Source organism: Halomonas sp. H10-9-1, from assembly GCF_040147005.1.
In the GTDB taxonomy this organism is placed as follows: Bacteria; Pseudomonadota; Gammaproteobacteria; order Pseudomonadales; family Halomonadaceae; genus Halomonas.
Map to the genome: position 1 here is coordinate 3,565,877 of NZ_JAMSHO010000001.1, position 24,517 is coordinate 3,590,393.

A 24,517-nucleotide genomic window follows, 5' to 3' on the forward strand; every position below is an offset into this window, starting at 1 on the left:
TTCCGCGTCGCCTTTCTCATGTGGGACAGACGATGAATCCACGCCCCGGGCGCTTGATGGCCCGAGCTACCTTTACCGGCCCGGGGCCACGACCCCGGGCATGACGGAGACCTCTTGCCGTGTCGAATGCCAGCTTCGAACTCCTGCCCAACTCCACTCCCACGGCCGACTCGCTCCGTGAGGGCATCCTCGCCAAGCCAGGCTTCGGCCAGTATTTCACCGATCACATGGCCCATGTGCGCTGGACCCTGGACGGCGGCTGGCATGGCCGCGAGGTCCGCCCCTATGGACCGCTGACCCTGGACCCGGCGGCGGCGGTGCTGCACTACGCCCAGGAGATCTTCGAGGGTATCAAGGCCTATCGTCACGCCGACGGCTCCATCTGGACCTTCCGGCCCGAGAAGAACGCCGAGCGCTTTCGCCGCAGCGCCCGCCGCCTGGCGCTGCCGGAGCTATCCGATGATGACTTCATCGGCTCGCTCAAGGCGCTACTGGCCCAGGATCATGCCTGGGTGCCGACGCCCCGCAGCGAGGCCGACGAGTGCAGCCTCTACCTGCGCCCCTTCATGATCGCCAGCGAGAAGTTCCTCGGCGTACGCCCTGCCCAGGAGGTCGACTACTACGTCATCGCCTCGCCAGCGGCGGCCTACTTCAAGGGCGGCATCGAGCCGGTCTCGATCTGGCTCTCCCAGCACTACAAGCGCGCGGCCCCCGGCGGCACCGGCTTCGCCAAGTGCGGCGGCAACTATGCCGCCTCCCTGGCGGCCCAGAAGGAGGCCAGCGCCAATGGCTGCGGCCAGGTTGCCTTCCTCGATGCCGCCGAGAACAAGTGGGTCGAGGAACTGGGCGGCATGAACCTGTTCTTCGTGTTCAAGGACGGGCGCATTGCCACCCCGCGCCTGACCGACACCATCCTCGAGGGGGTGACCCGCGACTCGGTACTGATCCTGGCCCAGGACGAGGGGCTGACCCCCGAGGAACGCCCGATCAGCATCGACGAGTGGCGCGAGGGAGCCGCCAGCGGCGAGATCACCGAAGTCTTCGCCTGTGGCACCGCCGCGGTGATCACCCCAGTGGGCGAGCTGGTCAGCGAACAGGAGCGCATCCGCCTGACGGGCGACAACGGCAACCCCATCGCCAAGCGCCTGCGCACCAAGCTGCTCGACCTGCAGTATGGCCGCGCCGAGGACACCCACGGCTGGCTGACGCGGCTGGTGTAGGGCGTGACCCAGGTCGACTTCTACATCCTGCCCGATACCACCCTGGAGGCACGCCTCGGCTTCGCCTGCCGGCTGGCCGAGACCATCCAGCGCAAGGGCTATCGGCTGCACCTGCATGCCGAGGACGAAGCCATGGCCCGCGAGCTCGACGAGGCACTGTGGACCTTCCGGGCCGACGCCTATGTGCCCCACGCCCTGGCCAACGCCCCCCTGGCCAGCGAGGTGCCGGTCACCATCGGCTGGGCCGAGCCGCCGCCACCCGAGCGCGCGGCGCAGGCCCTGCTCAACCTCGCGCCGGGCATCCCCGAGTGGTTCTCGCGCTTCGCGCGGGTCGCCGAGATCATCAACCAGCACCAAGCGGTCCTGACCGCCAAGCGCGAGTGCTGGCAGACCTATCGGAAGCGCGGCTATCCGGTCAAGGCGCATCAGCTGCGCGGCCAGTCAGGCTGACGCCAGCCACCCCGCCGGGCTATAATCAAGCCCATTTTTCGTCGTCATTCCTGCCGTCCGGCCACCTGGCCGGCGGTGATCATTTCTGGACCCGGAACGCCTATGGACAAGACCTACCAACCCGCGCAGATCGAATCCCGCTGGTACCAGCGCTGGGAGGCCGATGGCCGCTTCGCCCCCACAGGCGAAGGCGAGCCCTACTCCATCATGATCCCGCCGCCCAACGTCACCGGCAGCCTGCATATGGGCCACGCCTTCCAGGACACCATCATGGACACCCTGATCCGCTGGCGGCGGATGCAGGGACGCAACACCCTGTGGCAGGTGGGTACCGACCACGCCGGCATCGCCACCCAGATGCTGGTGGAGCGCAAGGTCGCCGCGGAAGAGGGCAAGAGCCGCCATGACCTGGGCCGCGAGGCCTTCACCGACAAGATCTGGGAGTGGAAGCAGGAGTCCGGCGGGCATATCACCCGCCAGCTGCGCCGCATGGGGGCCAGCGTCGACTGGTCGCGCGAGCGCTTCACCATGGATGACGGCTTCTACAAGGCCGTGCAGGAAGTCTTCGTGCGCCTGCATGAAGAGAACCTCATCTATCGCGGCAAGCGGCTGGTCAACTGGGACCCCACCCTGCACACCGCCATCTCCGACCTCGAGGTCGAGAACCGCGACCAGCAGGGCAGCTTCTGGCACTTCCGCTACCCGCTGGCCGACGGCGTCACCACCGACGACGGCAAGGATCACCTGGTCGTCGCCACCACCCGCCCCGAGACCCTGCTCGGCGACAGCGCCGTGGCGGTCAACCCGGAGGATCCGCGCTATGCCTCGCTGGTCGGCAAGTTCGTCGAACTGCCGCTGGTCGGGCGGCGCATCCCGGTGGTGGCCGATGAACACGCCGACATGGAGAAGGGCTCGGGCTGCGTGAAGATCACCCCGGCCCACGACTTCAACGACTACGAGGTCGGCAAGCGCTGTGGCCTGCCACTGATCAACGTCTTCACCCAGGACGCCTCTATCCTGGCCCGCGCCGAGGCCTTCGACATCCAGGGCAGGCCGCTGGCCGAGATCGACACCAGCCTGCCCGAGGCCTATGCCGGCCTGGAACGCTTCGAGGCACGTGCGCGCATCGTTGCCGACATGGAGGCCGCCGGCCTGCTCGAGCAGGTCGAGACGGTCAGCAACACCCTCCCCTATGGCGATCGCTCCGGCGATGTCATCGAGCCGCTGCTCACCGACCAATGGTTCGTGGCCGTGGAGAGCCTGGCAAGGCCCGCCATCGAGGCCGTGGAGAACGGCGACATCCAGTTCGTGCCCAAGAACTACGAGAACATGTACTTCGCCTGGATGCGCGACCTTCAGGACTGGTGCATCTCCCGCCAGCTGTGGTGGGGCCACCGCATCCCGGCCTGGTACGACAGCGAAGGCAACGTCTACGTGGCGAGAAGCGAGGCCGAGGCCCGCGAGAAGCACGGCCTGCCCGCCGATCTCGCCCTCACCCAGGACGAGGACGTGCTGGACACCTGGTTCAGCTCGGGGCTGTGGACCTTCGGCACCCTGGGCTGGCCCGAGCAGACCCCGGAACTGGCCACCTTCCACCCGACGAGCGTACTGGTCACCGGCTTCGACATCATCTTCTTCTGGGTCGCGCGGATGATCATGTTGACACTCAAGTTCACCGGCGAGGTGCCCTTCAAGCAGGTCTACGTGCACGGCCTGGTGCGCGACGGCCAGGGCCAGAAGATGTCCAAGTCCAAGGGCAACGTGCTCGACCCCATCGACCTGATCGACGGCATCGCGCTGGACACCCTGGTGGAGAAGCGCACCGGCAACATGCTGCAGCCGCAGAAGGCCAAGGCGATCGCCAAGGCCACCCGCAGCGAGTTCCCCGAGGGCATCGAACCCCACGGTACCGATGCGCTGCGCTACACCTTCCTCTCCCAGGCCACCACCGGACGCGATATCAAGTTCGACATGGGCCGCCTGGATGGCTACCGCAACTTCTGCAACAAGCTGTGGAACGCCTCGCGCTATGTGCTGATGAACGCCGAAGGCGAGGATACCGGCCTGGCGGGCGAAGCGGTCGAGCTGTCGCTGGCCGATCGCTGGATCCTCTCGCGCCTGCAGCAGTCCGCGACCCAGGTCACCAAGGCCATGGAGGAGTTCCGCTTCGACCACGCCTCCCAGGCGCTCTACGAGTTCGTCTGGAACGAATACTGCGACTGGTACCTGGAGCTCTCCAAGCCGGTACTCTGGGACGACAACGCCAGCCTCGAAGCCAAGCGCGGCACCCGCCGGACCCTGGTCTGCGTGCTGGAAGCCATCCTGCGCCTGGCCCACCCGATGATGCCCTACATCTCCGAGGAGATCTGGCAGCGCGTAGCACCGCTGGCCGGCACCTTCCAGGGCGAGGGCGACTCCATCATGGCCCAATCCTGGCCGGCCGCCGACGCGGCGCTGCTCGACGAGGGTGCCACCCGGGATATCGAGTGGCTCAAGGGGGTGATCGTCGCGGTACGCAATATCCGCGCCGAGATGAACATCGCTCCCGGCAAGCCGCTGGACGTACTGCTGACCAAGGGTAGCAATGGCGACCGCCAGCGCCTGGACGCCAACCGGCCTTTCCTCGCCAAGCTCGCCAAGCTCGACAGCATCACCTGGCTCGACGACCCGGCCGAGGCACCGCTCTCGGCCACCCAACTCGTCGGCGAGATGGAGGTGCTGGTGCCCATGGCCGATCTGATCGACAAGCAGGCAGAACTCGCCCGCCTCGACAAGGAGATCGACAAGCAGGACAAGCTGATCGGCGGAATCGAGAAGAAGCTGTCCAACGAGGGGTTCGTGGCCAAGGCGCCGGCCGCGGTGGTGGAGAAGGAGCGCGCCAAGCTCGCCGACTTCGAGGCCGCGCGCCGGCTGCTGGTCGAACAGCGCGACAAGATCGCCGCCCTCTGAGCAGCCGGCCCTTTGGCCACCTGCCTCCAGCCCGGCCACCGGTCGGGCTTTTTACTGCCTGCCGGTCGTGGCGACTATCGAGTCACAGCCCTTATCGAGTCACAGCCCTCCGCATGGCGGCCTCATATACAAGAATCCCCAAAAGCAAAAAGCCCCGAACTCACAAGGAGCTCGGGGCTTTTTTCAATAAGTGCCTGACAATGACCTACTCTCACATGGGGAGACCCCACACTACCATCGGCGCTGAGCGGTTTCACTGCTGAGTTCGGCATGGGATCAGGTGGTTCACACTCGCTATGGTCGTCAGGCGAAAAACGCGGAATCATGCTGACACGCTACGTCTCGTGCGTATCCGGTGTCGTGGGTCATCACAGACCCCTTGGGTGTTATATGGTCAAGCCTCACGGACAATTAGTATCGGTTAGCTCAACGCCTTGCAGCGCTTCCACATCCGACCTATCAACCAGCTGGTCTCGCTGGGTCCTTCAGGAGGCTCGAGGCCTCGGGGAGATCTCATCTTGAAGGGGGCTTCCCGCTTAGATGCTTTCAGCGGTTATCCTGTCCGCACATAGCTACCCGGCAATGCCACTGGCGTGACAACCGGAACACCAGAGGTGCGTCCACTCCGGTCCTCTCGTACTAGGAGCAGCTCTTCTCAAATCTCCAACGCCCACGGCAGATAGGGACCGAACTGTCTCACGACGTTCTAAACCCAGCTCGCGTACCACTTTAAATGGCGAACAGCCATACCCTTGGGACCGACTTCAGCCCCAGGATGTGATGAGCCGACATCGAGGTGCCAAACACCGCCGTCGATGTGAACTCTTGGGCGGTATCAGCCTGTTATCCCCGGAGTACCTTTTATCCGTTGAGCGATGGCCCTTCCATACAGAACCACCGGATCACTAGAACCTACTTTCGTACCTGCTCGACGTGTCTGTCTCGCAGTCAAGCACCCTTATGCTCTTGCACTCACTGCACGATTTCCAACCGTACTGAGGGTACCTTCGTGCTCCTCCGTTACGCTTTGGGAGGAGACCGCCCCAGTCAAACTACCCACCACACACGGTCCTCGATCCGGATAACGGACCTGAGTTAGAACGCCAATGATGCCAGGCTGGTATTTCAAGGTTGGCTCCACCCGAACTGGCGTCCGGGTTTCCAAGCCTCCCAGCTATCCTACACAAGCAACATCAGCGTCCAGTGTGAAGCTATAGTAAAGGTTCACGGGGTCTTTCCGTCTAGCCGCGGGTACACAGCATCTTCACTGCGATTTCAATTTCACTGAGTCTCGGGTGGAGACAGCGTGGCCATCATTACGCCATTCGTGCAGGTCGGAACTTACCCGACAAGGAATTTCGCTACCTTAGGACCGTTATAGTTACGGCCGCCGTTTACCGGGGCTTCGATCAAGAGCTTCGCTTGCGCTAACACCATCACTTAACCTTCCGGCACCGGGCAGGCGTCATACCCTATACGTCCGCTTACGCGTTTGCAGAGTACTGTGTTTTTAATAAACAGTTGCAGCCACCTGGTATCTTCGACCGCCTCGTGCTCCGGCCGCAGGGCCTTCACACTAACGCGGCGTGCCTTCTCCCGAAGTTACGGCACCATTTTGCCTAGTTCCTTCACCCGAGTTCTCTCAAGCGCCTTGGGATTCTCACCCTGACCACCTGTGTCGGTTTGGGGTACGGTCCCACTGTATCTGAAGCTTAGAGGCTTTTCCTGGAAGCGTGGCATCAATGACTTCCTGACCGTGGTCAGTTCGTCTCGTCTCTCGGCCTTGAGGATCCGGATTTGCCTGAATCCTCAGCCTACTGACTTTCACCAGGACAACCAACGCCTGGCTCACCTAGCCTTCTCCGTCCCCCCATCGCAATACAGTGAGGTACGGGAATATTAACCCGTTTCCCATCGACTACGCCTTTCGGCCTCGCCTTAGGGGCCGACTCACTCTGCTCCGATTAACGTCGAACAGAAACCCTTGGTCTTCCGGCGGGGGAGTTTTTCACTCCCCTTGTCGTTACTCATGTCAGCATTCGCACTCGTGATACCTCCAGCAGACCTCTCGATCTCCCTTCATCGGCTTACACGACGCTCCTCTACCGCGTGCCTGCATCCTTAAGTCTACTCATCGTTCCCGACTCAACGTTCGGGAGGGCTTGGGCGTCGCTGCGCTCCGCCAAGCGAATAGTCTTAAGTGATGCAGGCACACCCGTAGCTTCGGTACCTGGTTTGAGCCCCGTTACATCTTCCGCGCAGGCCGACTCGACTAGTGAGCTATTACGCTTTCTTTAAAGGATGGCTGCTTCTAAGCCAACCTCCTAGCTGTCTGAGCCTTCCCACCTCGTTTCCCACTTAACCAGGATTTCGGGACCTTAGCTGACGGTCTGGGTTGTTTCCCTTTTCACAACGGACGTTAGCACCCGCTGTGTGTCTCCCACGCGTCACTCACCGGTATTCGGAGTTTGCCTCGGGTTGGTAAGTCGGGATGACCCCCTAGCCGAAACAGTGCTCTACCCCCGGCGGTGCTACGTGAGGCGCTACCTAAATAGCTTTCGAGGAGAACCAGCTATCTCCGGGCTTGATTAGCCTTTCACTCCGATCCACAAGTCATCCAAATCTTTTTCAACAGATCCTGGTTCGGTCCTCCAGTTGATGTTACTCAACCTTCAACCTGCTCATGGATAGATCGCCCGGTTTCGGGTCTATTCCCAGCGACTGGTCGCCCAGTTAAGACTCGGTTTCCCTACGCCTCCCCTATTCGGTTAAGCTCGCCACTGAAAATAAGTCGCTGACCCATTATACAAAAGGTACGCGGTCACAGAACGTGTCTGCTCCCACTGCTTGTACGCATACGGTTTCAGGATCTATTTCACTCCCCTCTCCGGGGTTCTTTTCGCCTTTCCCTCACGGTACTGGTTCACTATCGGTCAGCCAGGAGTATTTAGCCTTGGAGGATGGTCCCCCCGTCTTCAGTCAAGGTTTCTCGTGCCCCGACCTACTCGATTTCACATGATCAGATTTTCGACTACGGGGCTATCACCCACTATGGCCGCGCTTCCCAACGCGTTCGTCTAATCCGTCACATGCTTAAGGGCTGGTCCCCGGTCGCTCGCCGCTACTGGGGGAATCTCGGTTGATTTCTTTTCCTCAGGGTACTTAGATGTTTCAGTTCCCCTGGTTCGCCTCCCACCACCTATGGATTCAGTGTGGGATACCCAGCTTATGCTGGGTGGGTTTCCCCATTCAGAGATGCCCGGGTCACAGGTTGTTTGCCACCTCGCCGAGCCTTATCGCAGGCTTCCACGTCTTTCATCGCCTCTGGCTGCCTAGGCATCCACCGTATGCGCTTCATCGCTTGACCATATAACCCCAAAGGGTCTGGTCCGCGATGACACACGACATTGCCGGATACGCTTGAGACGTATCTCGTGCTCTTTCCTTGCGGAAAGAACGTTTGTCAGCATGATTCACATTGTTAAAGAGCAGACTGTCAATCGACAGTCATAAACCTGACATCCGGTGATGCGATGCTGGCTTATGACTGCGGATCCGATCAGCGAAGACTGTGGGGAAGATGGTGGAGCCAAGCGGGATCGAACCGCTGACCTCCTGCGTGCAAGGCAGGCGCTCTCCCAGCTGAGCTATGGCCCCTCTGATTCCCATACGCGACATGGGGAAATTTTATTCAGGACAAGGCGTTTTGCGGCGACGCATAACCTGCCATGCGAGTCACAAAACAACGCGGTACTGGATAAAATCTGGTGGGTCTGGGCAGATTTGAACTGCCGACCTCACCCTTATCAGGGGTGCGCTCTAACCAACTGAGCTACAGACCCAACACCATTTCTCTCGCTGGCTGAGCGAGGCCGGCTTGCCGACCTCACCCTCCTGTCCATAAAGGTCAGGGGGCGCACTCCAACCAACTGAGCGAAAACCCTAGGGTCACGCTGGGCCTATACCCAAACAGTCTTTTGCTCTGGTCGATCAGGTAATTCATTGTGGGCACTTGCCGACAGTCGGCGACATATCGGTAAGGAGGTGATCCAGCCGCAGGTTCCCCTACGGCTACCTTGTTACGACTTCACCCCAGTCATGAACCACACCGTGGTGATCGCCCTCCGAAGTTAGGCTAACCACTTCTGGTGCAGTCCACTCCCATGGTGTGACGGGCGGTGTGTACAAGGCCCGGGAACGTATTCACCGTGACATTCTGATTCACGATTACTAGCGATTCCGACTTCACGGAGTCGAGTTGCAGACTCCGATCCGGACTGAGACCGGCTTTTCGGGATTGGCTCCACCTCGCGGCTTCGCAACCCTTTGTACCGGCCATTGTAGCACGTGTGTAGCCCTACTCGTAAGGGCCATGATGACCTGACGTCGTCCCCACCTTCCTCCGGTTTGTCACCGGCAGTCTCCCTAGAGTTCCCGACCGAATCGCTGGCAAATAGGGACAAGGGTTGCGCTCGTTACGGGACTTAACCCAACATTTCACAACACGAGCTGACGACGGCCATGCAGCACCTGTCTGTGCGTTCCCGAAGGCACCAAGGTATCTCTACCAAGTTCGCACGATGTCAAGAGTAGGTAAGGTTCTTCGCGTTGCATCGAATTAAACCACATGCTCCACCGCTTGTGCGGGCCCCCGTCAATTCATTTGAGTTTTAACCTTGCGGCCGTACTCCCCAGGCGGTCGACTTATCGCGTTAACTGCGCCACAAAGGTCACAAGGACCCCAACGGCTAGTCGACATCGTTTACGGCGTGGACTACCAGGGTATCTAATCCTGTTTGCTACCCACGCTTTCGCACCTCAGCGTCAGTGTCAGTCCAGAAGGCCGCCTTCGCCACTGGTATTCCTCCCGATCTCTACGCATTTCACCGCTACACCGGGAATTCTACCTTCCTCTCCTGCACTCTAGCCTGACAGTTCCGGATGCCGTTCCCAGGTTGAGCCCGGGGCTTTCACAACCGGCTTATCACGCCGCCTACGCGCGCTTTACGCCCAGTAATTCCGATTAACGCTCGCACCCTCCGTATTACCGCGGCTGCTGGCACGGAGTTAGCCGGTGCTTCTTCTGTGGGTGATGTCCTCCCTCGAAGGTATTAACCTCGAGGCTTTCTTCCCCACTGAAAGTGCTTTACAACCCGAAGGCCTTCTTCACACACGCGGCATGGCTGGATCAGGCTTTCGCCCATTGTCCAATATTCCCCACTGCTGCCTCCCGTAGGAGTTCGGGCCGTGTCTCAGTCCCGATGTGGCTGATCATCCTCTCAGACCAGCTACGGATCGCGGCCTTGGTGAGCCACTACCTCACCAACTAGCTAATCCGACATAGGCTCATCCGATAGCGCAAGGTCCGAAGATCCCCTGCTTTCTCCCGTAGGACGTATGCGGTATTAGCCTGAGTTTCCCCAGGTTATCCCCCACTACCGGGCAGATTCCTATGCATTACTCACCCGTCCGCCGCTCGACGCCTGGAAGCAAGCTTCCATCGTTTCCGCTCGACTTGCATGTGTTAGGCCTGCCGCCAGCGTTCAATCTGAGCCATGATCAAACTCTTCAGTTTAAGATCATAAGTGCTTGAAGCAGCACCAAACTTGGCTCAAGGTTCAAACGTTCTCAAATAGACCCGAAGATCTATGACGAGTCGCTTGCCTTGATGGTTCAATGATATGAATCACCGAGCCATCGACAAGCGCCCACATGAATTACCTGATCGATTGTTAAAGAGCGGCTTCGACTCTTTTGAGTGAAGCGTCTCGCTTGCTGCCAACCGAAGCGAACTCCGTGTCGTCAGCGCCCTGCGAGGAAGGCGTATTCTACCGTTTCGCCTGGCGGTGTCAAGCGCTGTTTGGCGAAGCGTGCTTGCCGTGACTGCTGACTGCCCCGCCCCTCGAGGCGGCTGCGAAACCGTGGCGGGCATTCTACCGAATGCGCGGTGATTGTCAATCGGAATGTTTCGAAGCGATGCGACCTGTTTCGAAAAATAATCCATGCAGAACAATCACTTCTGCCACTTCCACCGCCTGCAACGCTTGCTCGTCGCCGGCAGCGGATGCGTATTTTACGGCTTTCTCGGGCGGGGTGCAAGACCTTCGGATAAAAAGTTTCGAGAGCTTGAAGCCCTACTGACTTGTTACTTGAGCACGACCCGGGCGTAGCGCTTCTTGCCCGCCTGGATCACATAGCTCCGGCCGGTATCCAGCATGTGGTCACGCGCCACCGCCTCGCCATCGACCTTGACCCGGCCGTTGCCGAGCATATCCTTGGCCTGGGCACTGTTCTTGGTCAGCCCGGAGCGGTTGAGCACGGCAGCGATCGGTGCCTGGGCGCCGCCCTCGCAGTCCACCTCGATCTCCGGGAGATCCTCGGGGAGCTCGCCCTCGGCCAGCTGGTTGCCGGCGGAGCGATGGGCATTGGCCGCGGCTTCCTCGCCGTGGTAGCGACCGATCAGCTCACGGGCCAGCACCATCTTGATGTCACGCGGGTTGGCGCCCGCCTCCACGTCGCGCTTGAGCGCCTCGATCTCTTCATTGGGCTTGAGGGAGAGCAGCTCGAAGTAGCGCCACATCAGGCTGTCGGGCATCGAGACCAGCTTGTTGAACATCGCCCCCGGCGCCTCGTCGACGCCCACGTAGTTGCCCAGCGACTTGGACATCTTCTGCACGCCGTCGAGCCCCTCCAGCAGCGGCATGGTGATCACCACCTGGGGCTGCATGCCGAAGTGCTTCTGGATTTCGCGCCCCATCAGCAGGTTGAACTTCTGATCGGTGCCACCCAGTTCGACATCCGCCTTCAGGGCCACGGAGTCGTAGCCCTGGACCAGCGGATAGAGGAACTCGTGAATCGAGATCGACTGCCCGCCCCTGTAGCGCTTCTCGAAGTCGTCACGCTCGAGCATGCGAGCCACCGTGCTCTGCCCGGCCAGCTCAATCATGTCGGCGGCGCTCATGGCGGTAAACCACTCGGAGTTGAAGCGTACCTCGGTCTTCTCGGGGTCGAGGATCTTGAACACCTGCTCCTTGTAGGTCTGGGCGTTGGCCCTGACCTCCTCCACGGTGAGGGGCTTGCGAGTGACATTCTTGCCGGAGGGGTCGCCGATACGGCCGGTGAAGTCGCCGATCAGGAAGACGATCTCATGCCCCAGGTCCTGGAACTGGCGCATCTTGGTCAACAGCACGCTGTGGCCCAGGTGCAGGTCGGGGGCGGTGGGGTCGAAGCCCGCCTTGATGCGCAGCTTGCGCCCGGACGCCAGCTTCTTGACCAGCTCCTCCTCCAGCAGGATCTCCTGGGTTCCCCGCTTCAGCAGCGCCAGCGCGCTCGCCACATCGCTCATCGTCTCCTACTCCACGTATGTCAGGTTGCCCGGCCCCGGCGGGACCATCGAGTGGGTCAGGATGGTAGCATGAGTCGATGCGTCGCGCTGACGCCACTCTGCTCCGGGAGACCGCCATGCCTCTTTATATCGGCCTTATGTCCGGCACCAGCCTGGACGGCATCGATGCCGCCCTGGTAGAGATCGATGACACGCCGGCCGGCGAGCATCCCCGCCTGCTTGCCAGCCACGCCGAGCCGATGCCGGCAACCCTGCGAGCGCTGCTCTGGGAGCTGTGCCACGCCCAGCGCGCCAGCTTCGCCGACCTGGCGGCGGCCGAGGAGGCCTTCTGTCGGCTCCAGGCCCAGGCCGTGGCCGCACTGTTGGCCGCCGCTGAAACACCGCGGGAGGCAATAGCGGCAATCGGCAGCCATGGCCAGACCATCGAGCACGCTCCCTATGGACATGCAAATGGGGGCCATGCCAGCGGGCCCGCCTACACCCTGCAGCTCGACAACCCCAGCCGGCTGGCCGAGCTCACCAGGATCGCCGTGGTGGCCGACTTCCGCCGCCGCGACCTGGCGGCCGGCGGCCAGGCCGCCCCTCTGGCGCCGGCCTTCCACCAGGCGCTGTTCCGGGCCCCCCACGAATGGCGGCTGGTGCTCAACCTCGGCGGCTTCGCCAACCTGACCCTGCTGCCGCCGCATGAGGAGCCGCTGGCGCCGCTGGGCTTCGACTCGGGACCGGCCAACGCCCTGCTGGACGCCTGGCATGCACGCCACCGCGGCGCTGCCTTCGATGCCGACGGCGCCTGGGCCGCCTCGGGGCGAGTCGATGAGGCACTGCTGGCCCGCCTGCTGGAGGAGCCCTTCTTCCATCTGCCGCCACCGCGCAGCACCGGTCGCGAGCTCTTCCATCTCGACTGGCTGGAGAAACGGCTGAGCGGCGATGAAAGGCCCGAGGACGTGCAGGCAACCCTGGCAGAGCTGACGGCGACGAGCGTCGCCCTGGCGGTGGGGATGGCGCGGGAACGGCTCGCGGCTCCTCCCCCCGAGCGCCTGATCCCCTGCGGCGGCGGCGCCCACAATCGCGACCTGCTGGGGCGGCTGGCCCGCCGCCTGCCCGAGGCACGCCTGGCCGATGCCGCCGAATGGGGGTGGCCCGCCGACTGGCTGGAGGCAGGCGCCTTTGCCTGGCTGGCCCAGCGAAGACTGGCCGGGCTCCCGGGCAACCTGCAAAGCGTCACCGGCGCCGCCGGCCCCCGGGTGCTGGGAGGGGTCTACGCCGCCTGATCGCCGCCCTTCGGCAGCGGTTCAGAAGTCGTCGTCACGCCTCAGCGACAGCTGACTGGCGGCTTCCTTGGCCTGGCCTATCCCTTCGCTCTCTACCCCACCGCCATACTTGATCATCATGCGCAGGTCGTTGGCCGAGTCGGCATGCACCAGCGCCACCTCCTCGGAGATCTTGCCCGCCGAGAACAGGTCATAGAGGGCCTGATCGAAGGTCTGCATGCCGAGGTCCCGCGAACGGGACATGACGTTCTTGATCTCCGAGACCTCCCCCTTGCGCACCAGATCCCCGATCAGCGGCGACTTGAGCATGATCTCGATGGCCGGGCAGCGCCCGCCATCCAGGGTGGGCAGCAGCTGCTGAGCGACGATGGCGCGCAGGTTGAGCGACAGGTCGAGCCACACCTGGGCATGCCGTTCGATGGGAAAGAAGTTGATGATACGATCCAGCGCCTGGTTGGCATTGTTGGCGTGCAGCGTGGCCAGGCAGAGGTGACCAGTCTCGGCGAAGGTCAGCGCATGCTCCATGGTCTCGCGAGTACGCACCTCGCCGATCAGGATCACGTCCGGCGCCTGGCGCAGGGTGTTCTTCAGCGCCACCTCGAAGGATTCGGTGTCGATACCCACCTCGCGCTGGTTGATGATCGCCTTCTTGTGCGGATGCACGTACTCGATGGGGTCCTCGACGCTGATGATATGCCCCCCCAGGGTCTCGTTGCGCTGCTGGATCATCGACGCCAGGGTGGTCGACTTGCCGGTGCCGGTGCCGCCCACCACGAACACCAGGCCGCGCTTGTTGTTGGCCAGGTCGCCGAGCGTGGAGGGCAGCGACAGCTCCTCCAGATGGGGAATCTCGAAGCCGATGCGCCGGATCACCATGGCCTTCTGGTTGCGCTGCTGGAAGGCGCTGACACGAAAGCGCCCCTTGTTCTTGAGGCTAAGCGCGAAGTTGGCCTCGTGCTCGGCCTCGAAGCGCGCCATCGTCATCTCCGGAATGGTGGCGTTGACCAGTTCGTTGACCTGCTGAACGCTGAGCCCCTGCTCGCCCATGGGGATGAGCTTGCCGGCCATCTTGATGGTCGGCGGCGCCCCCACGGAGATCAACAGATCCGAGGCGTCCTTCTGCACCATGATGTCCAGCAGCTGGTTGAGCCACTCTTGAGCCGTCATGTCCCTGCTCCCTCTGTCTGTAGTGTCGTGCTGTCTCGCCCCGACTCGCTCAGATCATGCCCTTGGCCTTGGCCTGGGCCTCGTCACGTGCCACCACGTTGTCCGCCACCAGCTTGGCCAGGGCGGCATCGAGGGTCTGCATGCCCAGATTACCGCCGGTCTGAATGGCCGAGTAGATCTGAGCGACCTTGTCCTCGCGAATCAGGTTACGCACCGCCGCCGTGGCGACGAGGATCTCGTGGGCCGCCACCCGACCACCGCCCATGCGCTTGAGCAGGGTCTGGGAGATCACCGCCTGCAGCGACTCCGAGAGCATCGAGCGCACCATGGACTTCTCATCGCCGGGGAAGACGTCGATGATCCGATCGATGGTCTTGGCGGCGGAGGTGGTGTGCAGGGTGCCGAACACCAGGTGGCCGGTCTCGGCCGCGGTGAGCGCCAGGCGGATGGTCTCCAGGTCACGCAGCTCACCGACCAGGATGATATCCGGGTCCTCGCGTAGGGCACTGCGCAGCGCCGGGGCGAAGCCATGGGTATCGCGGTGTACCTCGCGCTGGTTGACCAGGCAGCGCTTGCTGCGGTGAACGAACTCCACCGGATCCTCGATGGTCAGGATATGCTCGTAGCGGTTGTCGTTGATGTAATCGATCATCGCCGCCAGGGTAGTGCTCTTGCCCGAGCCGGTAGGGCCGGTGACCAGCACCAGCCCACGTGGCAGCATGGAAAGTTGGCGGAATGTCTGCCCCATCCCCAGGTCCTCGAGAGTCAGCACCTCCGTGGGGATGGTCCGGAACACCGCCCCCGCGCCACGGGCCTGGTTGAAGACGTTGACACGGAAGCGCGAGATACCCGGCACCTCGAAGGAGAAGTCGGTCTCGAAGAACTCCTCGTAGTCGCGGCGCTGACGATCCGCCATGATGTCGTAGATCAGCTTACGGACCTCGCGATCCTCCATGGCCGGCACATTGAGCCGACGGATATCGCCATCCACGCGGATCATTGGCGGCAGGCCCGCCGAGAGATGGAGATCCGAGGCCTTCTGCTTTGCCGAGAACGCCAGCAGTTCGGTAATATCCATGCGTTTTCCCTGCTCCCGATGTGGTGCGTCTTGTGAGGTCCAGTATGACAGAGCTTGAGACATGACGGAGCCGGTGATCTCCGAATCCCTTGCCGCTGCCCGACAGCGCCTGGCCGATGCCCTGCAACAGGCTGGCCGCCCGGCGGCCGATGCGCGCCTGCTGGCGGTGAGCAAGACCAAGCCCGCAGCGATGATCCGCGAGGCATGGCACCTGGGCCAGCGTGACTTCGGCGAGAACTACGTCCAGGAGGCGCTGGACAAGCAAGCGGCACTGGCCGATCTCGAGGGTATCGTGTGGCATTTCATCGGCCCGCTGCAATCCAACAAGACCCGTGACGCCGCCGAGCACTTCGCCTGGGTACACAGCGTAGACCGCGTGAAGATTGCCCAGCGCCTCAACGATCAACGCCCCGAGGCGCTGCCCCCCCTGGAGGTCTGCCTGCAGGTCAATATCAGCGGGGAGGCATCGAAGTCGGGAGCGAGCCTCGACAGGCTGCCGGCCCTGGCCGCGGCGGTACTGGAGATGCCGCGCCTGCGCTTGCGTGGACTGATGGCGATCCCCGCCCCGGCCGAGGGGCTGGACGCCCAGCGCGCGCCTCTCGCCCGGCTGCGCCAGGCCCTCGAGGGGCTTCGCGAGCGCTTCCCCGAAGCGCCGCTGGACACCCTCTCCATGGGCATGAGCGACGACCTGGAGGCCGCCGTGCTGGAGGGTGCCACCCTGGTACGCCTGGGCACCGCCATCTTCGGGGCAAGACAGCGACACGCGTGACCCAACACCGCGGCCGCCAGCGGCGGCCGCCTTTTGCGAGTGACACAGGACATCCCCATGGCAAACCGAGTCACCTTCATCGGCGCCGGCAACATGGCCGGCGCCATCATCGGCGGCATGATCGACAGCGGTTTCGCCGCCGATGCCATCACCGCCACCTCCCCCGATGACGGCATGCTGGCCCCGCTGCGCGAGCGGCTGGGCATCCATACCAGCACCGACAATGCGGCGGCGGTGGCCGACGCCGACGTGGTGGTACTGGCGGTCAAGCCGCAGATCATGCACCAGGTGTGCGAGGACATGCGCGACGCCGTGCAGGCGCACCGGCCGCTGATCGTCTCGGTGGCCGCCGGCCTGTCCGCCGAGACCCTCGAGCGCTGGCTGGGCGGCGAGCTGGCGCTGGTGCGCTGCATGCCCAACACCCCCGCCCTGGTCGGCGCCGGGGCCGCCGGCCTCCATGCCAATACCCGGGTCAGCGAGGCGCAGCGCCGCCTGGCCAGCGAGCTGATGGAGGCCGTGGGACTGGTCGAGTGGGTCGACGACGAGGCCCTGCTCGATGCGGTCACCGCCGTCTCCGGCAGCGCCCCGGCCTATTTCTTCCTGATGCTCGAGGCCATGGAGGAGGCCGGCGCCAGCCTGGGGCTACCCGCCGATACCGCGCGTCGCCTGGCCATGCAGACCGCCTTCGGGGCGGCGAAGATGGCCATGGCCAGCGACAAGCCGCCGGCAGAACTCAAGCGCAACGTGATGTCGCCCGGCGGCACCACCGAACGCGCCATCGCGCATCTCGAGCAGGCCGGACTGCGCACCACCCTGGCCGAGGCCATGGAGGCTTGTGCGGCGCGTGCTCGTGAGATGGCCGACGAACTGGGCAAGAACTGAGCGATAGCGCACCCACGCGCCTCGCAACTTCACGCGAATTCTGAGGAGGGCCCTTATGGGCAGCCAACTGGGCAGCGCCGGCCTGATGCTGGTCAACACCCTGATCAATATCTATATCTTCCTGCTGATGCTGCGCTTCCTGCTGCAGGCATCCCGGGCCGACTACTTCAACCCCATCAGCCAGTCGGTGGTCAGGGTCACCCAGCCCGCGGTGCGCCCCTTCCAGAGCTTCCTGGGGCCGGTGATGGGCCGCTTCGACCTGGCCACCCTGGCCACCGGCCTGGTGATCAAGGCAGTCAGCATCGTACTCATCCTGCAGGTCGCCGGTTTCGGCATGCCCTCCATCACGGGCGTCGCCATCGCTGCCGTGGCGGCGCTGGCCAACGCCATTCTCAAGATCTACTTCTTCGCCCTGATCGTGATGATCATCCTCAGTTGGGTGGCCCCCAACGCCAGCCACCCGGGGGCGCTGCTGGTCATGCAGCTGCTGGAGCCGATCATGGCTCCGGTGCGCAAGGTGATCCCGCCGCTGGGCATGATCGACCTGTCGCCGATCTTCGTCTTCATCGCCATCAGCCTGATCGATGGTATCGTGGTGGCCTCGCTGACCCGCGCCGCCGGGGTCGCCGGGGCCCTGGTCGGGCTCTGATGGCAGTGGCGAATCACCCCCGCAACGACTGGACACGGAAGGACTGATGCCCAAGATCGCACGCGACTCGGTTGGCCTGGTGACGCCCCAGACGGCGCACTTCGACGACCCCCTGGACCTGGCCTGCGGCATGACGCTGCCGGCCTACGACCTCGTCTACGAGACCTACGGCACCCTCAACACCCAGCGCTCCAACGCCGTGCTGATCTGCCATGCGCTCTCCGGGCACCACCACGCCGCCGGCTATCACACCGCCGAGGAGCACAAGCCGGGCTGGTGGGATGCCCATATCGGCCCGGGCAAGTCCATCGACACCGAGCGCTTCTTCGTGGTCTCGCTCAACAACCTCGGCGGCTGCCACGGCAGCACCGGCCCGGCCAGCGTCAACCCGGAGACCGGGCGCCAGTGGGGCCCCGAGTTCCCGATGATGACCGTGGTCGACTGGGTCCACAGCCAGGCGCGCCTGGCCGACCGCCTGGGAATAGAGCGCTTCGCCGCGGTGATCGGCGGCAGCCTGGGCGGCATGCAGGCCCTGCAATGGACCCTGAGCTACCCGGAGCGAGTCGCCAGCGCCGCGGTCATCGCCGCCACCCCCAAGCTCTCGGCCCAGAACATTGCCTTCAACGAGGTCGCCCGCCAGGCGATCCGCTCCGACTCCGAGTTCCATGACGGCTGGTACGCCGAGCACGACGCCATCCCCCGGCGCGGCCTCAAGCTGGCGCGTATGGTGGGGCATATCACCTACCTCTCCGAAGACGCCATGGGCCACAAGTTCGGCCGCGACCTGCGCAGCGACGACCTCAATTTCGGCTTCGACGTGGAGTTCCAGGTGGAGTCCTACCTGCGCTACCAGGGCGACACCTTCTCCACCTCCTTCGACGCCAACACCTACTTGCTGATGACCAAGGCGCTGGACTACTTCGACCCGGCATCCCCTCATGGCGGCGACCTGGCCCGCGCCCTGGCCCCGGCGCAGTGCCCCTTCCTGGTGGTCAGCTTCACCACCGACTGGCGCTTCCCGCCCTCGCGCTCCCGCGAGCTGGTCGACGCCCTGACCCGCGCCGGCAAGCCGGTCAGCTATGCCAACATCGACTCGAGCCACGGCCACGACGCCTTCCTGATGCCCGAGCCTCGCTACCAGGCGGTGTTTGCCGCCTTCATGTCGCGGGTCGCTCGGGACCTGGGCCTGGAGGAACGCCCATGAACCGCCCCGACTTCAAGCGGATCCACGAGTGGGTGCCGGCCGGCGCCCATATCCTCGACCTGGCCTGCGGCGACGGCACCCTGCTGGCCGCCCTGGCCCGCGACAAGGGGGTCACCGGCTACGGCCTGGAGATCGACTCCGCCGGCATCACCGCCTGCATCGCCCGCGGCGTCAATGTCATCGAGCAGAACCTCGACGACGGGCTGGCTAACTTCGACGACGGCGCCTACGACCTGGTGGTGATGACCCAGGCTCTGCAGGCCCTGCGCCGTCCCGACCTCGCCCTGGACGAGATGCTGCGGGTCGCCGAGGAGGCGATCATCACCTTTCCCAACTTCGCCTACTGGCGTCATCGAGTCCACCTCGGCATCCGCGGCTACATGCCGGTCTCCAAGTCGCTGCCCCACGCCTGGTACGACACCCCCAACATCCACCTGTCGACCTTCAACGACTTTGAACAACTCTGCCGCGACAAGGGTCTGATCATCGTCGATCGGGCGGTGGGTGTCGGCGATCACGAGGGGCACTGGACCTCGCGGCTGTGGCCCAACCTGTTCGGCGAGATCGCGATCTTCCGGGTCACCCGCGGCTGATTCAGAAGCGGCCGGAGATTGACGCGGTGATTGACCGTATAGAGAGGAAAGACGATGAAGCGAGGCATCCTGAGCGCCCTGCTGGCGGGCGCACTGACGCTGCTGGCGGGACAGGCCACCGCCCAGCAGTTCGAGCAGGTAGGCGACGTCCAGATCCACTACAGCGCGGTGACCACCAGCTTCCTGCCCGAGGCGGTGGCTCACGAATACCAGATCCAGCGCAGTCCGGCGCTGGCGCTACTCAATGTCAGCGTGCTCGAGGAGCGCGAGGACGGCACCACCCGCAGCATACCCGCCCGGGTCGATGGCCGGGTCGGCAGCATGGCCGAGGATGACGATGGCACGCCGCTGAGCTTCCGCACCCTGCGCATCGGCGACACTCCCTCCCAGGTGGCGGTGTTCCGCATCGACGACGAGCCGATGCGCTTCGACCTGGAGGTGTACCACGACCGCAACGCCGAGCCGGCCCGCGTGCGCTTCATCCAGCGCTTCTATATCGACCGCTAGGGAGCGTTAACAATTAGGCCAGCCATATGACGGCGGATACAAGGTTGAGTAGCGACTGGTAGTTTCTCGCCAGTCGCTCATAGCGTGTTGCCAGCCGCCTGAACTGCTTGATTTTCTGGAAGAACCTTTCTACCAGATTGCGATCCTTGTAACAGTGCCAATCTATCTCGGGGCATTCCAAGCGATTCTTTCTCGGCGGAATCACCGGCTCGGCGCCCACCGCTCGAATGATGTCCCTCAAAGCGGTGGAATCATACCCCTTGTCGCCAAGCACCGCCGCTGGAGAAAAGCCCGCCAGTAACGCTGGGGCGGCTCCGTACTCAGACGCTTGGCCCGGTGTGAGGATTAGCCGTACCGGGTTGCCGAGGGCATCGACCGCCGCGTGGATCTTGGTGCTCAATCCCCCACGCGATTTCCCCATGGCTTCGGTGCTCTGAGCCGTTTTTTTGCCGCCCCATGCTGATGAACTTTGACGATACTGCCATCTATCATCAGCTGCTCCATGTCGGGATCATCGGCTAATGTGTCGATAACCTGCTGCCAGACCCCCTTCTTAGACCACCGGTTATAGCGCATGTAGACAGTGTGCCAGCGACCGAAGGCGTCGGGCAGATCACGCCAGGGAGCGCCTGTCCGGGCGATCCACAGGACGGCTTCCACGAACAAGCGATTGTCCTTGGCCGTCACCCCGCGATCTGAAGCTTTGCCGGGGAGCATGTGCTCGATGCGCTCCCATTGGTCATCACGTAGCATTAGCCGAGGCATAGATCACCGAAAAATGCTGATATTCTAAATCAGCCCGATCTCCATCAGCAATTGTTAACGCAGCCTAGCAGTCTGTCGGGTTTTCGATAATGCCGTGAGATACTCTCAGCATGCCGCCACTACTGGAACGTCGCCATGAGTCGCTTCATCCCCGTTGACCGCCAGACCGACTATCTCCTGCCGCCTTCGGTGGATGAGTGGCTGCCCGATGGCCACCTGGCACGGTTCGTGGTGGATGTTGTCGAGCAGCTGGACCTCTCGGCATTAACGCGGCGCTACGCCGGCCGCGGGCACAAGGCGCATCACCCGGCGGTACTGCTGAGCCTGCTGGTCTACGGCTACGCCACCGGGGTGGTCTCCAGCCGCAAGATCGAGCGCGCCACCTATGACTCGGTGGCGTTCCGTTACCTGGCCGCCAATACCCATCCCGACCATGACACGCTGGCCACCTTTCGCCGCCGCTTTCTGCCGGAACTGGAACAGTTGTTCGTGCAGGTGCTGTTGCTGGCCCGCGAGATGAAGCTGCTCAAGCTCGGCACCATCGCCCTGGACGGCACCAAGCTCAAGGCCAACGCCAGCAAGCACAAGGCGCTATCGTATGGCCACGCCAAGAAGCTGGAGGCGCAGTTCAGGGCTGAGGTGAAAGCGCTGACGCAGCGGGCCGAGTCGGCGGACAAGGAGGATGCGGCCGATGGCATGGATATCCCCGCCGAGATTGCCCGCCGTGAAGCACGCCTGGCGGCCATCGCCGAGGCGAAGGCCAAGATCGAGGCGCGTGCCGAGGAGCGGGACGCCACCGAGCAAGCCGCCTACCAGGAAAAGGTGGCGCGACGAGACGCACAGCGCAAGGCCGGCAAGAAGCCCCGTGGGCGTGATCCCGAACCGCCGACTGGCGGCCCGCGTGACAAGGACCAGATCAACTTCACCGACCCGCAGTCTCGCATCATGCCGGTCACCGGCAAGGGGTTTGATCAGTGCTACAACGCCCAGGCCGCCGTCGATACCGAGAGTCTGCTGGTGACCCATGTCCACGTCACTCAGGCGACCAACGACAAGCAGCAAGTCATGCCGTTACTGACGGCCTGGCAGGGTTACCCGGAGACGCTGGGCAAGCCTGACCACCTGCTGGGTGATACCGGCTACTTCAGTACCGCCAATATCCAGGCCTGCCATGACCATGGTATCGAACCGCTATTGGCGATGAAGCGTGACATCCATCACCTGCCGGTCTTCGAACGTTTCGCCGCGGACCCGCCCGCACCGGAGAGCGAGGATCCCGTCGAGCACATGGCGTACCGCTTGAAGACGCAGGCGGGCCGAGCGCTCTATGCGCTGCGCAAGCACACGGTGGAGCCGGTCTTCGGGATCATCAAACACGTGATGGGGTTCCGGCAGTTCTCGCTACGCGGTCTGGATAAGGTCAGCGGTGAGTGGCGACTGGCCACCCTGGCATGGAATATCAAGCGGATGCATCGCTTGGCAGCAGGCTGAGGGCCGTCCCTTAGCCTGATAGGGCGGCGTCACAAGCGCTCAGGCCACTCCAGGATCGCCGAACGACGCCAGGTTGCTGACATGGCCGGCGCCAATACGAAAATGGAGAGAAGTGGGTGTCGTTACTGTGAGCGACACCCATAACCCGACAGACTGCTAGGCGAGCACTACTTCAGCCGGTGAAGCGGCGCTCGAGGTCAACCGCAAGCCGTTGCCCCAGACAGATCGCCACCGGCCGCCCGGCCTGGCGCAGGATATCGCAGCGCTGCGCCAGCACCTCCACCCCGCGTGACGCCGCCTCACGCAGGGCGGCGGCATAGGCGGGATCCAGATGCTCCGCGGGGGCCACATCGGCGATGCCCTCGTGGGCCACGCAGAACAGCAGCACCGCACGCTGCCCCGCCTCGACCAGGGCCATCAGCGCCTCCAGGTGCTTCCTGCCGCGATCGCTCACCGCGTCGGGAAAGTAGCCGTGCCCATCGGCCTCCCTGAGCGTCACCTGCTTGACCTCCACGAAGGCCGTGCCCCGTGCGGGGTCGTCGAGGCGAAAGTCGAGTCGCGAGGCCTTCTCCCCCACGCGGGCCACCGGCGCCTCGCGCCGCAGCTCGGCATACCCGGTCAACGACGGCACCCGGTCGGCACGCAGCGCCTCCTCGACGATGCGGTTGGCCCGCCCGGTCTGCACCGAGGCCATGGCCAGGCGGCCGTCGGGCTGGGGAAGCTCGATCAGCTCCCAGGTCCAGGCCAGCTTGCGCTTCGGGTTATCGCTGGGCGACAGCCATACCCGACAGCCCGGCACGTTCACTCCTCGCATGGAGCCGGTATTGGGGCAATGGGCTACCACTTCGCGGCCATCGTCGAGGCGCACATCGGCCAGGAAGCGCTTGTAGCGCCGCAGCAGCGTGCCGGGCACCAGCTCGGGATAGTCCATGCCGCTCCCTACTGGCGGGCCAGAAAGCGTTCGAGGCGGCTCACCGCCTCTTCCAGCCGCTCGACCCCGGTGGTGAAGGCGATGCGCACATGATGCTCACCGCCCTGCAGGGCGAAGTCGATTCCGGGGGTGATGGCGACGTTCTCCTCCTCCAGCAGACGCCGGCAGAAAGCCTCGCTGTCAGCGCTGTAGCGGGAGATATCGAGCCACAGGTAAAAGGCGCCCTGGGGCGGCAGCGAGGGTGCCAGGCCGAGTCTCGCCAGCCCGGCCAGCAGGGCATCGCGGCGCTGGCCCAGCTCGGCCCGGCGCGCTTCGAGGATGCCCCGGGTCTCCGGGGTGAAGGCGGCCAGGGCGGCGTGCTGGGCCGGAGTGGGGGCGGCCAGGAAGACGTTCTGGGCCAGCCGCGTCAGCGGCTCCACCGCCTCTTCCGGCGCCAGCAGCCAGCCCAGACGCCAGCCGGTCATGCCGAAATACTTGGAGAAGCTGTTGACCACGAAGGCGTCCGGCGTGATCGCCGCCACCGAGAGCGGCTCGAGGTCATAGCAGAGCCCCTGGTAGATCTCATCCACCAGCAGGTGGCCGCCTCGCCCCGCCACCGTCTCCGCCACCGCTGCCAGTTGCCCCGCCTCCAGCATATGGCCGGTAGGGTTGGAGGGCGTGGCGAGCATCGCCAGGCGAGTCGTATCGTGCCAGTGGGAATCGACCAGCGCGGCATCCAACTGCCAGCCGCTCTCCGCCCCCACCGGCACGGCATCCACCTCGGCCCCGGCCAGGGCCATGAAGTGGCGGTTGCAGGGGTAGTTGGGGTCGGCCATCAGCACCCGGTCGCCGGGGCCCGCCAGCAGCTGGCTGGCGAGCAGCAGCGCCCCGGAGGCGCCGGGCGTGACCAGGATACGGTGCGGGTCGACCTCGGCGCCGAAGTGCAGCGCATAGTGCTCGGCGATGGCCTCGCGTAGCGCCGGCAGCCCCGCCGCCGGCGTGTAGCGGGTATGCCCCGCCGCCAGAGCCGCCTGGCCCGCGGCCACTACCGGCTCGGGAGTCGCGAAGTCCGGCTCCCCCACCTCCAGGTGGATCACGTCATGGCCGGCCGCCTCGCGGGCCTGGGCGGTTTCCAGCAGGCTCATCACCCGGAAGGGGGCAACCTGGTCGATGCGCGGGCTCCACGCCATGTCAGGACTCCTGTCGGTAGGCCAGTACGCCGGGGAGCCAGTGCCCCACGGCGTGGTCAAAGGATGATGTCATGGAA

At 63.9% G+C, this 24,517-nt stretch carries 17 protein-coding genes, 2 tRNA genes and 3 rRNA genes; 11 read left to right on the forward strand and 11 right to left on the reverse strand.

The window, feature by feature from the left end:
• The first annotated feature begins 119 nt into the window (after positions 1 to 119).
• The 3 genes from NFH66_RS16615 to NFH66_RS16625 all read left to right on the forward strand — a co-directional run bounded on the left by NFH66_RS16615 (position 120) and on the right by NFH66_RS16625 (position 4,619).
• The gene (locus NFH66_RS16615; protein ID WP_349611362.1) at positions 120 to 1,220 is read left to right on the forward strand and encodes a branched-chain amino acid aminotransferase; all 1,101 of its coding nucleotides are present in this window, start codon (positions 120 to 122) and stop codon (positions 1,218 to 1,220) included.
• Between the two features lie 3 nt (positions 1,221 to 1,223).
• The gene (locus NFH66_RS16620) at positions 1,224 to 1,670 is read left to right on the forward strand and encodes a DNA polymerase III subunit chi (protein ID WP_349611364.1); all 447 of its coding nucleotides are present in this window, start codon (positions 1,224 to 1,226) and stop codon (positions 1,668 to 1,670) included.
• Between the two features lie 102 nt (positions 1,671 to 1,772).
• A complete protein-coding gene (locus tag NFH66_RS16625) occupies positions 1,773 to 4,619 on the forward strand; it encodes a valine--tRNA ligase (RefSeq protein WP_349611365.1) in 2,847 nt (948 codons plus the stop codon).
• A gap of 192 nt (positions 4,620 to 4,811) precedes the next feature.
• Here NFH66_RS16625 and rrf read toward each other — a convergent pair.
• The 6 genes from rrf to tyrS all read right to left on the reverse strand — a co-directional run bounded on the left by rrf (position 4,812) and on the right by tyrS (position 11,964).
• Positions 4,812 to 4,927 (reverse strand): 5S ribosomal RNA (rrf, locus tag NFH66_RS16630).
• Positions 4,928 to 5,009: 82 nt separating this feature from the next.
• Positions 5,010 to 7,986: ribosomal RNA gene (locus NFH66_RS16635) — 23S ribosomal RNA — on the reverse strand.
• Positions 7,987 to 8,200: 214 nt separating this feature from the next.
• Positions 8,201 to 8,276 (reverse strand) — tRNA-Ala (locus NFH66_RS16640).
• A gap of 108 nt (positions 8,277 to 8,384) precedes the next feature.
• Positions 8,385 to 8,461 (reverse strand) — tRNA-Ile (locus tag NFH66_RS16645).
• 195 nt (positions 8,462 to 8,656) lie between these two features.
• A 16S ribosomal RNA gene (locus NFH66_RS16650) occupies positions 8,657 to 10,194 on the reverse strand.
• Together the 16S, 23S and 5S rRNA genes with 2 tRNA genes alongside form the textbook arrangement of a ribosomal RNA operon.
• Positions 10,195 to 10,764: 570 nt before the next feature.
• The gene (tyrS, locus tag NFH66_RS16655; protein ID WP_349611367.1) at positions 10,765 to 11,964 is read right to left on the reverse strand and encodes a tyrosine--tRNA ligase; all 1,200 of its coding nucleotides are present in this window, start codon (positions 11,962 to 11,964) and stop codon (positions 10,765 to 10,767) included.
• A gap of 116 nt (positions 11,965 to 12,080) precedes the next feature.
• Here tyrS and NFH66_RS16660 point away from each other — a divergent pair, with 116 nt between their 5' ends.
• Entirely contained in the window at positions 12,081 to 13,235 is a 1,155-nt protein-coding gene (locus NFH66_RS16660) for an anhydro-N-acetylmuramic acid kinase (RefSeq protein WP_349611368.1), read from the forward strand.
• Positions 13,236 to 13,256: 21 nt separating this feature from the next.
• On the opposite strand, the gene NFH66_RS16665 is transcribed toward NFH66_RS16660, so the two are convergent.
• Positions 13,257 to 14,402 (reverse strand): PilT/PilU family type 4a pilus ATPase, encoded by a 1,146-nt coding sequence (locus tag NFH66_RS16665; RefSeq protein WP_349611370.1) that lies wholly within the window; start codon positions 14,400 to 14,402, stop codon positions 13,257 to 13,259.
• Between the two features lie 49 nt (positions 14,403 to 14,451).
• On the reverse strand, positions 14,452 to 15,480 hold the full coding sequence (locus tag NFH66_RS16670) for a type IV pilus twitching motility protein PilT (RefSeq protein ID WP_349611371.1): 1,029 nt from the start codon (positions 15,478 to 15,480) through the stop codon (positions 14,452 to 14,454).
• A gap of 61 nt (positions 15,481 to 15,541) precedes the next feature.
• On the opposite strand from NFH66_RS16670, the gene NFH66_RS16675 reads away from it, so the two are divergent.
• Genes NFH66_RS16675 through NFH66_RS16700 form a run of 6 tightly spaced genes read left to right on the forward strand, consistent with a single transcriptional unit; the run spans position 15,542 to position 20,084 of the window.
• Positions 15,542 to 16,249: a YggS family pyridoxal phosphate-dependent enzyme gene (locus tag NFH66_RS16675; protein WP_349611372.1), complete on the forward strand. Its 708-nt coding sequence runs from the start codon at positions 15,542 to 15,544 to the stop codon at positions 16,247 to 16,249.
• Positions 16,250 to 16,306: 57 nt separating this feature from the next.
• Positions 16,307 to 17,131, forward strand: a complete 825-nt coding sequence (gene proC / locus NFH66_RS16680; RefSeq protein WP_349611374.1) for a pyrroline-5-carboxylate reductase — start codon at positions 16,307 to 16,309, stop codon at positions 17,129 to 17,131.
• Positions 17,132 to 17,186: 55 nt separating this feature from the next.
• Complete coding sequence (locus NFH66_RS16685; RefSeq protein ID WP_349611376.1) at positions 17,187 to 17,780, forward strand: YggT family protein; 594 nt, start codon at positions 17,187 to 17,189, stop codon at positions 17,778 to 17,780.
• Between the two features lie 46 nt (positions 17,781 to 17,826).
• A complete protein-coding gene (metX, locus tag NFH66_RS16690) occupies positions 17,827 to 18,984 on the forward strand; it encodes a homoserine O-succinyltransferase MetX (RefSeq protein WP_349611377.1) in 1,158 nt (385 codons plus the stop codon).
• Entirely contained in the window at positions 18,981 to 19,577 is a 597-nt protein-coding gene (metW, locus tag NFH66_RS16695; RefSeq protein ID WP_349611378.1) for a methionine biosynthesis protein MetW, read from the forward strand. Before metX ends, metW begins: the two co-directional genes overlap by 4 nt.
• A gap of 54 nt (positions 19,578 to 19,631) precedes the next feature.
• The gene (locus NFH66_RS16700) at positions 19,632 to 20,084 is read left to right on the forward strand and encodes a DUF4426 domain-containing protein (protein ID WP_349611379.1); all 453 of its coding nucleotides are present in this window, start codon (positions 19,632 to 19,634) and stop codon (positions 20,082 to 20,084) included.
• 13 nt (positions 20,085 to 20,097) lie between these two features.
• On the opposite strand, the gene NFH66_RS16705 is transcribed toward NFH66_RS16700, so the two are convergent.
• A protein-coding gene (locus tag NFH66_RS16705; RefSeq protein ID WP_371317400.1) for an IS5 family transposase occupies positions 20,098 to 20,849 on the reverse strand; the annotation gives its coding sequence in 2 pieces (ribosomal slippage) (positions 20,098 to 20,523 and positions 20,526 to 20,849; 750 coding nt in all).
• 135 nt (positions 20,850 to 20,984) lie between these two features.
• Between NFH66_RS16705 and NFH66_RS16710 the strand changes: the two genes are divergently transcribed.
• Entirely contained in the window at positions 20,985 to 22,340 is a 1,356-nt protein-coding gene (locus NFH66_RS16710) for an IS1182 family transposase (protein ID WP_349609226.1), read from the forward strand.
• Positions 22,341 to 22,512: 172 nt separating this feature from the next.
• On the opposite strand, the gene sfsA is transcribed toward NFH66_RS16710, so the two are convergent.
• Positions 22,513 to 23,271 carry a DNA/RNA nuclease SfsA gene (gene sfsA, locus NFH66_RS16715; RefSeq protein ID WP_349611380.1) on the reverse strand — a complete coding sequence of 253 codons (759 nt, stop codon included), beginning with the start codon at positions 23,269 to 23,271 and terminating at the stop codon, positions 22,513 to 22,515.
• 8 nt (positions 23,272 to 23,279) lie between these two features.
• Positions 23,280 to 24,440, reverse strand: coding sequence for a pyridoxal phosphate-dependent aminotransferase (locus NFH66_RS16720; RefSeq protein WP_349611381.1), 1,161 nt, complete (start codon positions 24,438 to 24,440; stop codon positions 23,280 to 23,282).
• Between the last annotated feature and the right edge of the window lie 77 nt (positions 24,441 to 24,517).

Excerpts from the sequence above, each read along its gene's own strand:
- NFH66_RS16625 (WP_349611365.1), top strand. The coding sequence starts at position 1,773 with ATGGACAAGACCTACCAACCCGCGCAGATCGAATCCCGCTGGTACCAG.
- tyrS (WP_349611367.1), bottom strand. The coding sequence starts at position 11,964 with ATGAGCGATGTGGCGAGCGCGCTGGCGCTGCTGAAGCGGGGAACCCAG.
- NFH66_RS16660 (WP_349611368.1), top strand. The coding sequence starts at position 12,081 with ATGCCTCTTTATATCGGCCTTATGTCCGGCACCAGCCTGGACGGCATC.
- NFH66_RS16665 (WP_349611370.1), bottom strand. The coding sequence starts at position 14,402 with ATGACGGCTCAAGAGTGGCTCAACCAGCTGCTGGACATCATGGTGCAG.
- NFH66_RS16670 (WP_349611371.1), bottom strand. The coding sequence starts at position 15,480 with ATGGATATTACCGAACTGCTGGCGTTCTCGGCAAAGCAGAAGGCCTCG.
- NFH66_RS16675 (WP_349611372.1), top strand. The coding sequence starts at position 15,542 with ATGACGGAGCCGGTGATCTCCGAATCCCTTGCCGCTGCCCGACAGCGC.
- proC (WP_349611374.1), top strand. The coding sequence starts at position 16,307 with ATGGCAAACCGAGTCACCTTCATCGGCGCCGGCAACATGGCCGGCGCC.
- NFH66_RS16685 (WP_349611376.1), top strand. The coding sequence starts at position 17,187 with ATGGGCAGCCAACTGGGCAGCGCCGGCCTGATGCTGGTCAACACCCTG.
- metX (WP_349611377.1), top strand. The coding sequence starts at position 17,827 with ATGCCCAAGATCGCACGCGACTCGGTTGGCCTGGTGACGCCCCAGACG.
- metW (WP_349611378.1), top strand. The coding sequence starts at position 18,981 with ATGAACCGCCCCGACTTCAAGCGGATCCACGAGTGGGTGCCGGCCGGC.
- NFH66_RS16700 (WP_349611379.1), top strand. The coding sequence starts at position 19,632 with ATGAAGCGAGGCATCCTGAGCGCCCTGCTGGCGGGCGCACTGACGCTG.
- NFH66_RS16710 (WP_349609226.1), top strand. The coding sequence starts at position 20,985 with ATGAGTCGCTTCATCCCCGTTGACCGCCAGACCGACTATCTCCTGCCG.
- sfsA (WP_349611380.1), bottom strand. The coding sequence starts at position 23,271 with ATGGACTATCCCGAGCTGGTGCCCGGCACGCTGCTGCGGCGCTACAAG.
- NFH66_RS16720 (WP_349611381.1), bottom strand. The coding sequence starts at position 24,440 with ATGGCGTGGAGCCCGCGCATCGACCAGGTTGCCCCCTTCCGGGTGATG.